The organism is Pseudanabaena yagii GIHE-NHR1, assembly GCF_012863495.1.
Lineage (GTDB): Bacteria > Cyanobacteriota > Cyanobacteriia > Pseudanabaenales > Pseudanabaenaceae > Pseudanabaena > Pseudanabaena yagii.
Map to the genome: position 1 here is coordinate 336,384 of NZ_JAAVJL010000001.1, position 11,593 is coordinate 347,976.

At 43.0% G+C, this 11,593-nt stretch carries 10 protein-coding genes; 6 read left to right on the forward strand and 4 right to left on the reverse strand.

Annotation, left to right across the window (positions count from 1 at the left end; genetic code table 11):
• Positions 1-63 precede the first annotated feature (63 nt).
• Complete coding sequence (locus HC246_RS01660) at positions 64-1,029, forward strand: glutathione S-transferase family protein (protein ID WP_169361868.1); 966 nt, start codon at positions 64-66, stop codon at positions 1,027-1,029.
• Here HC246_RS01660 and HC246_RS01665 read toward each other — a convergent pair.
• Both HC246_RS01665 and HC246_RS01670 read right to left on the reverse strand, forming a co-directional pair.
• A complete protein-coding gene (locus HC246_RS01665; RefSeq protein ID WP_169361869.1) occupies positions 1,020-2,864 on the reverse strand; it encodes an ABC transporter ATP-binding protein in 1,845 nt (614 codons plus the stop codon). The two genes, HC246_RS01660 and HC246_RS01665, sit on opposite strands and share 10 nt — an antisense overlap.
• A gap of 212 nt (positions 2,865-3,076) precedes the next feature.
• A complete protein-coding gene (locus HC246_RS01670; protein WP_169361870.1) occupies positions 3,077-3,577 on the reverse strand; it encodes a hypothetical protein in 501 nt (166 codons plus the stop codon).
• A 186-nt stretch (positions 3,578-3,763) separates the two neighbouring features.
• On the opposite strand from HC246_RS01670, the gene HC246_RS01675 reads away from it, so the two are divergent.
• The 4 genes from HC246_RS01675 (at position 3,764) to HC246_RS01690 (ending at position 6,681) form a co-directional block, all read left to right on the forward strand.
• Complete coding sequence (locus HC246_RS01675) at positions 3,764-5,593, forward strand: iron uptake porin (protein ID WP_169361871.1); 1,830 nt, start codon at positions 3,764-3,766, stop codon at positions 5,591-5,593.
• 223 nt (positions 5,594-5,816) lie between these two features.
• The gene (locus HC246_RS01680) at positions 5,817-6,131 is read left to right on the forward strand and encodes a hypothetical protein (protein ID WP_169361872.1); all 315 of its coding nucleotides are present in this window, start codon (positions 5,817-5,819) and stop codon (positions 6,129-6,131) included.
• A complete protein-coding gene (locus HC246_RS01685; RefSeq protein WP_169361873.1) occupies positions 6,124-6,393 on the forward strand; it encodes a hypothetical protein in 270 nt (89 codons plus the stop codon). Before HC246_RS01680 ends, HC246_RS01685 begins: the two co-directional genes overlap by 8 nt.
• An 18-nt stretch (positions 6,394-6,411) precedes the next feature.
• On the forward strand, positions 6,412-6,681 hold the full coding sequence (locus HC246_RS01690; protein WP_169361874.1) for a hypothetical protein: 270 nt from the start codon (positions 6,412-6,414) through the stop codon (positions 6,679-6,681).
• Positions 6,682-6,955: 274 nt separating this feature from the next.
• On the opposite strand, the gene HC246_RS01695 is transcribed toward HC246_RS01690, so the two are convergent.
• Positions 6,956-7,357 carry a hypothetical protein gene (locus tag HC246_RS01695; protein ID WP_169361875.1) on the reverse strand — a complete coding sequence of 134 codons (402 nt, stop codon included), beginning with the start codon at positions 7,355-7,357 and terminating at the stop codon, positions 6,956-6,958.
• Positions 7,358-7,762: 405 nt separating this feature from the next.
• Here HC246_RS01695 and tatC point away from each other — a divergent pair, with 405 nt between their 5' ends.
• Positions 7,763-8,590: a twin-arginine translocase subunit TatC gene (gene tatC, locus HC246_RS01700; protein WP_211167596.1), complete on the forward strand. Its 828-nt coding sequence runs from the start codon at positions 7,763-7,765 to the stop codon at positions 8,588-8,590.
• Positions 8,591-8,735: 145 nt separating this feature from the next.
• On the opposite strand, the gene secA is transcribed toward tatC, so the two are convergent.
• The gene (secA, locus tag HC246_RS01705; RefSeq protein WP_169361876.1) at positions 8,736-11,546 is read right to left on the reverse strand and encodes a preprotein translocase subunit SecA; all 2,811 of its coding nucleotides are present in this window, start codon (positions 11,544-11,546) and stop codon (positions 8,736-8,738) included.
• Between the last annotated feature and the right edge of the window lie 47 nt (positions 11,547-11,593).

Below are 11,593 nucleotides of genomic sequence, written 5' to 3' on the forward strand. Positions count from 1 at the left end.
TACAGGGCTATTGCGTAAGTCCTAACATCAATAAAATCCAAATAAAATTTAGGAGTAAATAAAATGGCACTTGGTCAATTAGTCAATGGTAAATGGACAACAGAATGGACAGAACGCAATGAGAAGGGGCAATTTCAGCGTATGTCCACGCAGTTCCATCAATGGATTACAGCAGATGGCTCTAGCGTCTTTAAGGCAGAATCTGGACGCTATCATCTCTACATTTCCTTGGGATGTCCTTGGGCGCATCGCACAGTGCTGCTATGGAAGTTAAAGGGATTAGAGAATATCATTAGTCTCTCGATAGTCGATCCAGTGATTAGCGAGCAAGGTTGGCAATTTTCCGACTATGCAGGATCTATTCGCGATACTGTGAATAATGCCGATTATTTATGGCAAGTGTATGTCAAGTCTAATCCGAACTACACGGGACGGGTGACAGTGCCTGTATTGTGGGATAAGCAGACCAATCAGATTGTCAACAATGAATCGCGGCAAATCATCAAAATGTTTAATTCTGAGTTCAACAAATTCTTAGATGCAGAATTTCAGAACATCGATTTTTATCCGCCACATCTGCGCGATGAGATCGATCGCATTATTGATGATATCTATCAGCCCATCAACAATGGTGTATATCGTTGCGGATTTGCCACTTCGCAAGTAGCCTATGATGAAGCAGTTATTGAGTTGTTTCAAGCCTTAGAAAAATATGAAACCCTCCTCGGACAACAAAAATATGTATGTGGCACGCAAATAACCCTTGCAGATTGGTGTTTATTTACAACGCTATTTCGATTTGACTTGGCTTATTATGGACTGTTCAAGTGCAATCTTAAGCGCTTAGTAGATTTCCCAAATCTATGGAACTATTGCCGTGAGTTATATCAATATGCCGAGGCTCAATCCGTTTGCAGTATCGACCATGTGAAGCGTCTCTATTATGCGGGGCTACCCGAACTCAATCCATCTCGCATTGTTCCTAAAGGACCTGCGATCGCTTTTGGACTAAATACTCATCATTTGTAGCCTGCTGCTTGCAAAGAAAAAAGATGGGCATAGCGTCCATCGGTAGCCAATAACTGCTCATGACTGCCCTGCTCGATAATTTTGCCATCAGCCATCACGATGATTTTATCTGCCATGCGGACAGTGGAAAATCGATGGGAAATGAGAACTACCATCTGATCCTTGGTGAGCGAACGGAAATGATTAAAAATGTTCATCTCAGCTTCAGCGTCCATTGCCGCAGTTGGTTCATCGAGGACGAGAATATCCGCTTGCGATCGCATAAAAGCTCTTGACAGAGCAATCTTTTGCCATTGACCACCCGATAGCTCTTGACCACCCTTAAACCATTTACCTAGCTGGGTACTAAACCCTTTGGGCATATTGTTAATAAATGGTTTTGCCATCCCTTTTTCGGTGGCGACTTCCCATTCTTGATATTCATTTAAGCGTTCCACATCCCCAACACCGACATTCTCTCCGACTGTAAATTGATACTGCACAAAGTTTTGAAAAATTACACCGATTCTCTTTCGTAAAACATCGATATCCCAATCATTGAGATCAACGCCATCCAGTAAAATCCTGCCACTCGTGGGAACGTATAACCGCGTCAGGAGCTTAATCAAAGTAGTTTTGCCCGAGCCATTTTCGCCGACGATCGCTAGTTTTTCGCCATGCTTGAGATGTAGGGAAATATCCTTTAAAACTGGCTCTGTACTTTCGGGATAGCAAAATGAAACATTTTCAAATCTAATTCCATCAGGCTCAATACCTCTAGTGATATAGCCTTCGGATTTAGGAATTGGTTGTTCGAGAAATTCGTAAAGATTCGCTAAATAGAGATTGTCTTCATACATACCACCGATGGAAGTTAGCGCCGCCGCAAAAGTAGCTTGACCTTGGCGGAAGACAACTAGATACATCGTCATTTCCCCTAAGCTGATTTTGCCTGCTATCGCCTCGATCACAATCCATGCGTAGGCGGCATAAAATGCACCTGTACTCAGCAATCCCAGTAAATAGCCCCAAATCCCCTTTTGAATCGTGAGATTGCGATCTTCGTCATACAAGCGATCAAAAATATCGCGATAGCGCCGCAATAACATTCCACCTAATTGATAAAGCTGCACTTCCTTCGCATAGTCTTCTCGCGCTAGTAAAGTCTCTAGATAATGCTGCTGTCGTGTTTCAGGGGATCGCCATTTGAAGAGACGGAATGAATGCTCGGAGAACTTAGTTTCTGCAATAAAAGAAGGAATGGCAGCTAGTACCAAAACAATTACTGCCCAAACCGAAAACTGTAATAGCAATCCGCTAAAGGTTAAGAGTGTTAGTGCCGACTGACCTAAGCCAAAAATGCGGCTAATTAAGGATAATGGACGACTAGAAGCTTGCGATCGCGCCTGTGTCATTTTGTCATAAAATTCCGAATCCTCGAAATGGGCTAGCTCTAAAGTGAGCGCCTTCTCCAAAATCAAGACATTCACTTGCTGACCCAATAGCACTCTGAGCAAAGATTGCGATACATTCAATCCCTTTTGAGCAGCCGCCAAAATCACAATTAATAGCGCCTCAAATCCTACATAACTAAGCGCCAAATTGCGATCGCTAATTAAACCACTCCGAGAAGCTAGCACCACGCCATCCACGATCAACTTACCCACATAAGCGATCGCCGCAGGGAGCAGTCCACTCATCAGCGTAAAAATAGCGATCGCCACAGTTAATACGGCGCTAGTTTGCCACACTAGTCCTAAAGCTTTAATGCCATAGCGGAAGATCGACAAAGACTTTCGCATTGTCTTGCCAATCAGTTTCCATCCCTTCAATTCACTTTTTTTCTTTTTTGCCATGCAGTCTATGTTATCTCAATCATCTTAAATTAACGTCAGTTTGACAAAAGCTAGGAATGGTAAGAATCCGCTAAGCGGATTCTTACCATTCCTAGCCATTTGCGCCTTGCGAAGCAAGGCGCAAATGGCTAGATTGAACTCTCGTTAAATTAAGTGGAAGGCAACTCCACTTAGTTGAATTAAAAACAATACCCAGTCAAACTCTTGAATTTTTAAAATGGCTTTGCCATTTTAAAAATTGTTGTAATTCTCCGCCAATAGGCTTGAAATGGAAACTGGACATAATCTTGGGTAATTGATAACAACACAAATAGATGACCAAAAAATGTTGCGATCGCCCAAAACTTCGGAAACCATGCCAATGGAACATCAGGTTCGGTTGGGAACAAATAAACAGCAAGTGAGGCGATCGCTGTTGGCACTAATACTAATAAAATTCCCACTACGACTAACCAACGACTGGTATATACCTGAACTTCATTGGCATTTTCCCAACCCTTACCATTCCAAACCCAGCGCAATGTCGAGATAGTATCCGCCATTCGCAAAATTTGGCGCATGGAGTTTGATTCTTTTTCAATAACGAAAATGTGATTACAAAAATTGCAGCCCAGTGAGTCCATCATGGGCATTTCCGCGATCGCTCCATGCCTACAGATGGGGCAAGGGGCAGACATAAAGGAAACAGGCGATCGCGAACTAAAGTAATCCATTGTTTAAGTAATTTTACAGAATTCTCAAATATCTTGGCAGTTGCCACCAAACCACATATAATTTACATAATCCTGATAATAATCATATTAATATCGGTTATAACTCGGAAAGTGTTTGTACCAAGATTAAGTGGGGGAGCTGCTGGCACAGACATTTTAATGTTCATACAGGGTGTAAGGAATATCATGCTTCATAGATTTACAAGGCTATCATTATCATCAACATTGTTAGTTGCTGCTCTAGCATCAGCTACCTACTTTCGTGAATCGGCTCAAGCTGAAACCACAACATTACCATCTAATCAATCTGAGTTTTCATCTTTAGGTAAGGAGATTGCTAGCGATCCAATGCAGGTGAGATCGCAGTCAACAGTTAATCCTGCACCAGCCAAATCGACAGATACTGCGATCGTGCAGAAAATTAATCAAGATGTTCTAGCAGAACCTCTGTCCGCCGATAAAACTGCACAGAATGTCACTTCCGTTTCTCAATTAAGTGACGTGAAGCCGACTGACTGGGCTTTTACCGCATTGCAATCTTTGGTTGAACGCTATGGTTGTATTGCAGGATATCCTGATCGCAGCTTTCGGGGTAAACAAGCCACTAGTCGCTATGAATTTGCGGCTGGCTTAAACGCTTGTCTCGACAAGATCAACGAGATTATTTCCACAGGGCTAGCGGATAAGGTCAGCAAAGAAGATCTTGCCACTTTGAAAAAATTGCAAGAAGAATTTGCCGCAGAACTTGCTACGTTACGTGGGCGTGTCGATGCCCTTGATGCCAAAGTTACCAAACTTGAAGCCCAACAGTTTTCCACAACTACAAAGTTATTCGGTCAAGCAATTTTTGGCTTACAAGGACGCTTTAGTAATTCTCCTAGCATCTTTGGTGCAAAAACTGCTGACACAGGCACTAACCTTACTTTTGGCGGCACGGTTCAGCTTAGTTTGCTCACTGAGTTTACCCCTCGCAGTGTTTTGCTGACAGGACTTAGTATTGGCAATATCTCTACAGCCTCAACTGGCAACAGTGGATTTACTAATACATTCACCCGTTTAGGTTACGAATCCCTCACAGGAGACTCAGGTAATACTGTTGTCCTTAGCGATCTTACCTATCGATCTCTTATTACTAATAATTTAGCCCTCATTGTTGGTCCTGTGGGAGTCAGTCCAGTTTCCGTTTTTCGCGGACCCGATCGCTATCAGAGTGCTGGACAAGGTGCAATTTCCCTATTTGCTCAGCGCAACCCAATTTTAAACCTTGGCAATACTACAGGTGGTATAGGTTTAGACTGGCAAATTGCTAAGAGAACTAGTTTACAGGCTATATATTCCGCAGGTACACCTCAGACAGCCTCAGGAAATGGCGGCTTGTTTGGTGGTAACTACACCCTAGGTGCACAATTCCTCTTTGCTCCAGTAGAGCCTGTAGATGTAGCTTTGTATTACCTCCGCTCCTACTCAAATAACTCCACAACCACCAACCCTCAGTATGCAAGATTACTTACAGGTGTGGGAGACGATATCGTTGCTATTAACGCAACTGGAGGCGCACTGCCACTCAGTACTGATGCTTTTGGCAGTACAGTCAATTGGAAAATTACACCTAAACTTAATCTAGGTGGATGGGTTGGCTTTACGACTTCAACAGTGAGTGGATTGACGGGTAGTGTTCAGACTTTTAACTGGATGTCTTATCTAACTTTCCCCGACCTCTTTAAGGAAGGTAATTTGGGTGGACTCTATGTTGGTCAACTTCCTAAAATTACAGGTAGTAGCTTGAGTGGTAATAGTAACGTCCCTGACTATCTCAATAATTTAGTATCAGCTACATCTGGAGCTAATTCTGGCGGTCAAAACACCTCGGCTACCCACGTTGAGCTATTCTATCGCCATCGTATTTCCAAGAACATTAGCATTACCCCTGGTTTGATTTTCCTATTTAATAATGGCAATCGGACAGGTAGTGATACCGTCACAATTGGTGTTTTAAGGACTACTTTCTCTTTCTAAGTTGCATTTTGCATTTCAAAGGATTACAGCACTTTGCGCTGACTTGAAACCCAGAGAAATTTTTGAAAGCTCGGCGAAGCCGAGCTTTCAAAAATTTCTCTGTACTACTTCAAACTTCAACAGGCTGTAAACACTTATTTGAAATACAACATAAACCAATAGCCTGTAAATAATAGGTATTCCTAGGGTATTAATCTTACTAAACATAGCAATGGAGTTTTCTATGCCTAAAAATTTATTACCAACTATTTGTCTAATTGGCTGTAGTTTTACATCTTCTCTGCTGGCATTTACCTCACCTGTAAAAGCAAATACAGAGGTGATCTACGAAAGACTGAAACCTAGTAATGAAGTGCCTAGTCAAATCATTAATTTAATTGTTGATGATCAGGGTAATGAAGGAATTGAAGTTCCAACTACAAGCCCCAACTCCAGTTTTAATGTCACACTACCACCAGTGCCAGTAATAACACCACCACCAGCAGTTGCAGTGGGTTGTATAAACTTTAGTGAAAAACTTGTTGAAGTGAATGTCTAAAAATTTATTTGTAGCGATCGCCTTTACTGGCGTTAGTTTTATACCTTCATTTCTAACTTTACCTTCTGCTACATTTGCGGCATGTGCAACTACTGTTGCAAACGACAACTATAATGATGATAGTGGAGAGCCTCTCAGTAGAATCATTAATATGTCTCCTGAAGGAGATCTATCGATAATACGGGTACAAACTCCTTCTGATATCCCACCACTTCCATTACCTGTATTTGTTCCCCCAACAAGTGGTTGTTCATTTAAATAAAGTTTTTTGGAGTCAATTATGTCTAAAAATTTATTTGTACCTATTTCCCTGATAGGTTGTAGTTTTGCATCCTCACTGATCACATTCGCCACACCTGCTAAGGCGATAGATGTAATCTATGAAAGACAAAAGCCTAGTGATGAAGTGCCTAGTCAAATCATTAATTTGATCATTGATAATCAAGGTAAGGAAACACTGGAAGTACCAACAACAAGCCCAAACTCTAATTTTGATGCAACACTACCGAAAGCACCTGTATTCGTTGCCCCAACACGTGTTAGTACCTAATGGTAAAGTAAGAGTAAGCTGGGCAAATTACAGTCTAATCTTACCTCTTCTAAAACTTTCCTTTTAAGAATATTAATATGAATAAACCCATAGTTTAAATGTACTAGCACATAGTATTCATTAATCTATGGGTTTTATTATTTTCAAAATTGTATTGATCTCCAAAGTTACAGCACTTTACGATGACTTGAAACACAGAGAAATTTTTGAAGGCGCGGCTTCGCCGCGCCTTCAAAAATTTCTCTGTACGACTTTAAGCCTCAATAGGCTGTAATTATTTATCAGTAGGTCGATAAATGCGATTAATTGCTTCTAGCATTTGACTGTTAGAAACTATTTGGCGACGTTGATCTAATTTAAACTTTTCAACGCGATCGCCCATAGTTTTCTCCGATGGTAAGCCCGTATCGTCAGAAATCTGCCAATTAAATAATCGATCTAGTCCCTCTAAAGGCGCAAAAGAGACATTGGTATCGGTGAAGCGGAGCAACTGCATACTACCGCCCCCAACAGCAGGTGCATTGGTTTGCTGCATCTCTAATAAAATTTCCTGAGCAGGTGATAGGCTATTGGACTGCCCTCTGCCAATGCTGACTTGCGCGTTAGTATCCCCCACATTGATAGCAAACATACTGCTAGCGATCGCCAGCAACCCCAAAATTTTGTACGAAGCCATATGAACCTTCCTAAGACTTTACATGGTGAACTACAACACGACATTACTTAGCCAGCTTTATTAAAGCTAACATTAGCCGCAAATATTTACCGCCAAATGTCAGAAAGTTCACATAACATAATTAACGTCAGTTCTGGCTAAGCTGGCAAATTTTAAGAATCCAAAAGTAAAAGCCTTGCTATGCAAGGCTTTTACTTTTGGACTTTGAGAGAGGATTTGCTACGCAAACCCTCTCTCAAAGTCAGTTTCAAATTATCTCGAACTCGCGTTAATTTGGGGACATCCTCGAAGGGTACGACTCTAAAATGCTTTTGGTTGCTATAGTATCGATAAGACTTCGATTATTTGATAGTTTGTTAAGCAATCGGGTGAAGTGATCGATAAGTAGATTTTAGTAATGACACCATGCTAGAGACGGTAAGTGAAGCAGACCAACCCAAGGATTTTACAGACACAGCAACCATTGAGGATGTAAGTGAGACAGCGATCGCTATTGCCGATCAACCATCTGATGATGACGCGCTTGACGAAATCGATGATGTAGAGATGTCTCTGTTTGATCACCTCGAAGAATTGCGATCGCGGGTTTTTTATGCCCTGATTGCCGTTATCATCGGCGTGATTGGTTGCTTTGCAGTAGTTAACAAGATTGTTGCCTTACTGGAAATTCCTGCACAGGGAGTGAAATTTCTCCAGCTTGCTCCAGGGGAATATTTCTTTGTATCAATTAAGGTTGCAGGCTATAGCGGACTTCTTGTTTCTAGTCCTGCCATCTTGTACCAAATTGTGCGCTTTATCTTGCCTGGACTGACGCGCAAGGAAAAACGAGCGATCGCGCCAATCGTATTTGGTTCCAGTATTTTATTTGTCCTAGGCATAGTTTTTGCTTATCAGTTATTGATTCCTGCTGCACTCAACTTTTTTATTAGCTATGGCGGTGATGTTGTTGAGCAGTTTTGGTCAATTGATCGCTATTTTGAGTTTGTATTGTTATTGCTATTTAGCACAGGTTTAGCCTTTCAAATTCCCGTTATTCAGGCATTGTTGGCACTTACAGGTATTGTCAACTCAGCGAGGATGCTGGCAGGTTGGCGTTATGTAGTGCTTGGGGCAGTTATCCTTGGTGCTGTGTTAACGCCTTCAACTGATCCGATGACACAGAGTTTACTTGCGGGTGCAGTTGGTATCCTATATTTTGGTGGTATTTTCTTAGTCAAAGCAATGGGAAAATAACATCTTGGTTAGCTAGATAAATCTCGCTATCTAAAAAAAAGGAGCGCATAGCGCTCCTTTTTTTTAGATAGCGTTACTTCAAAATTAGCATCGAAGAAAAGAGGAGCAGTGCATAGCACCGCTCCTCTTTTCTTCGACTTAACAACTATACAAACTCAGCTTCGATGGTTTCGGGTTGTTGCTTAGGGCGAGGATCAAACTCAAATAGTGAGTAGACCACATCGCGGCGGATTTGGGTCATCATATCAAGGAAGATTTCGTAACCTTCACTCTTGTATTCGATCAAAGGATCTTTTTGTCCATAGCCACGTAGACCAACAGACTCTCGTAAAGCTTCCATCGCTTGGAGGTGATCGCGCCAGAGTGAGTCAATCCGTTGCAAGATAAAGAATCGTTCGGCTTGGCGCATTAAACCTGCTTGTAATGCTTCTACCTGTGCTTCTTTGATTTCGTAAGCACGACGGACTTCTTCTCGGAGGAAGGCTTGCATTTCAGGCAAGAACATATCATCTAGTTGCTCTGGCTCAAGGTCTTGGAGGAGATTTACAAATTCTCTGACCTTTTTTACCATAGCTGTAAGGTTCCATTCTTCGGGAGGAAGCTCTGGGTTGACGTAGGCATTGACGATATCATCCATCGTGCGCTCAGCATACTCGATTACGCGATCGCGTAGGTTTTCACCCTCTAGCACCCGACGACGCTCGGCGTAAATCGCACGACGCTGATTGTTCATCACTTCATCGTACTCAAACACTTGCTTCCGAATGTCGTAGTAGTAAGTTTCGACTTTCTTCTGAGCATTTTCGAGAGCGCTGGTGAGCATTCCTGAACTGATGGGCATATCTTCTTCGACGCGGAAGGCATTCATCAAACCTGCCACGCGATCGCCTGCAAAAATCCGCATCAAGTTGTCTTCGAGGCTGAGGAAAAATCTCGTTGAGCCGGGGTCACCTTGGCGACCACAACGACCGCGCAATTGGTTATCAACACGACGGGATTCATGGCGTTCAGTACCGATCACATGTAAGCCACCAAGTTTAGTTACCTCTTCATGTTCAGCATCGGTGACAGCTTCGTATTCACGCTTAATTAACGTAAAGGCATCACGCAGCTTTTGAATGACTGGATCATCGGTAGGTGCTTTTTCAGAAGCTACGGCTAGCATATCTTCAGCTTCTAACTCGGACTGACTCATTCTGCCTAATTTCTCGACAGCAAATTCGACCGCGTCCTTGAGTTGGGCTTGGGCATCCTTAGAAAGTTCACAGGGGAATAGACTATCGGAAACTTTCCAAGTCTTCTTCTTTTTACCTTCGCTCGTACTACCAAAACCTTGACCCTTTTGAGGGCGATCGCTAAACATGCGTTGACCTTCATTGGTAAAGTCGTCATCATCTTCAGGACGTACAATCTGCGGCATGAAATTTTCCCGCACCTTCAAACGCGCCATATAGTCAGCATTACCACCAAGAATGATGTCTGTACCACGACCAGCCATGTTCGTGGCGATCGTCACCGATCCTTTACGACCTGCCTGAGCCACGATTTCTGCTTCCCGTTCCACATTTTCAGGCTTCGCATTCAGCAAGTTGTGAGGAATTTCTTTCTCACTTAACAGACGCGAGAGAACTTCCGATTTCTCAACACTAGTAGTTCCCACAAGAACAGGTCGCCCTGTTTCATGCATTTCACGACATTCTTCAGCAACGGCGCGCCATTTTGCTGCTTCGGTTTTGTAAACCACGTCCGACCAGTCACCCCGTCCACTCTTTCGATTAGTGGGCATAGTAGTCACTTCGAGGTTATAGATTTTGCCAAGCTCGGCTTCTTCAGTTTTCGCAGTACCTGTCATTCCCCCCAATTTGGGATAAAGCAGGAAGAAGTTTTGATAGGTGATGGTCGCGAGGGTTTGGGTTTCATTTTCGATCGGTACGCCTTCCTTAGCTTCGATCGCTTGATGCAAACCATCACTCCAACGACGACCGGGCATGACGCGCCCTGTGAACTCGTCCACAATAATTACTTCCCCGTCACGAACAATGTAATTTACGTCCCGCAGGAATAGTTCCTTAGCTTTAAGTGCATTAAATACATAGTGTGCCCAAGGATCTTGCTGGTCAAATAAATCCTTAACCCCTAGTAAATTTTCAGCAAGTTCAAACCCTTCATCGGTCATGACTACGTTACGTTGCTTTTCATCAACTTCGTAGTGGGTTTCCTTTTCTAATTGTGCAGCGATCGTCACCGCGCCCAAATATTTCTCGGTAGGACGCTCTACCATACCCGAAATAATCAGTGGTGTACGGGCTTCGTCAATCAGGATTGAGTCTACTTCGTCAATAACACAAAAGTTAAAGGGACGTTGCACCACTTCTTCGATGCTGGTTGCCATGTTATCGCGCAGGTAGTCAAAGCCCAATTCGCTATTGGTGGCGTAGGTGATATCACAGTTATAGTTTTTGCGACGCTCGATTGGCTCCATTGAGTTTTGGATCAAGCCAACTGACATTCCCAAAAATCGATGGACTTGTCCCATCCATTCCGCGTCACGACGTGCAAGGTAGTCATTAACTGTAACGACATGGACACCCTTACCTGTAAGGGCATTAAGATAGCTAGGCAATGTTGCCACAAGGGTTTTACCTTCCCCTGTTTTCATTTCCGCGATTTCACCACGGTGCAAAACCATGCCACCAAGCATTTGTACATCGTAATGCCGCAATCCTAAAACGCGCGTAGCAGCTTCACGCACGACAGCAAAGGCTTCGGGCAATAAATCGTCAAGGGTTTCACCTTTTTCTATGCGTTGTTTAAACTCTCCCGTTTTTGCTTGCAATTCGCGATCACTTAGCGCCGCTAACTCTGGGGCAAGGGAGTTGATGAGTGCCACGTCGGGACGGAGTTTGTCGAGTTTGCGCTTGTTAGGATCGCCAATCAGGTTTTTTAGGTTAAACATAGCTACCGAATGCAGTTAAAACGGGGATTTAAAAACGGGGAATTGCG

Coding starts and splice junctions, on each gene's coding strand:
- HC246_RS01680 (WP_169361872.1), top strand. CDS start 5,817: ATGCCTAAAAATTTATTACCAACTATTTGTCTAATTGGCTGTAGTTTT.
- secA (WP_169361876.1), bottom strand. CDS start 11,546: ATGTTTAACCTAAAAAACCTGATTGGCGATCCTAACAAGCGCAAACTC.
- HC246_RS01665 (WP_169361869.1), bottom strand. CDS start 2,864: ATGGCAAAAAAGAAAAAAAGTGAATTGAAGGGATGGAAACTGATTGGC.
- HC246_RS01675 (WP_169361871.1), top strand. CDS start 3,764: ATGCTTCATAGATTTACAAGGCTATCATTATCATCAACATTGTTAGTT.
- HC246_RS01685 (WP_169361873.1), top strand. CDS start 6,124: ATGTCTAAAAATTTATTTGTAGCGATCGCCTTTACTGGCGTTAGTTTT.
- HC246_RS01670 (WP_169361870.1), bottom strand. CDS start 3,577: ATGGATTACTTTAGTTCGCGATCGCCTGTTTCCTTTATGTCTGCCCCT.
- HC246_RS01660 (WP_169361868.1), top strand. CDS start 64: ATGGCACTTGGTCAATTAGTCAATGGTAAATGGACAACAGAATGGACA.
- HC246_RS01690 (WP_169361874.1), top strand. CDS start 6,412: ATGTCTAAAAATTTATTTGTACCTATTTCCCTGATAGGTTGTAGTTTT.
- HC246_RS01695 (WP_169361875.1), bottom strand. CDS start 7,357: ATGGCTTCGTACAAAATTTTGGGGTTGCTGGCGATCGCTAGCAGTATG.
- tatC (WP_211167596.1), top strand. CDS start 7,763: ATGCTAGAGACGGTAAGTGAAGCAGACCAACCCAAGGATTTTACAGAC.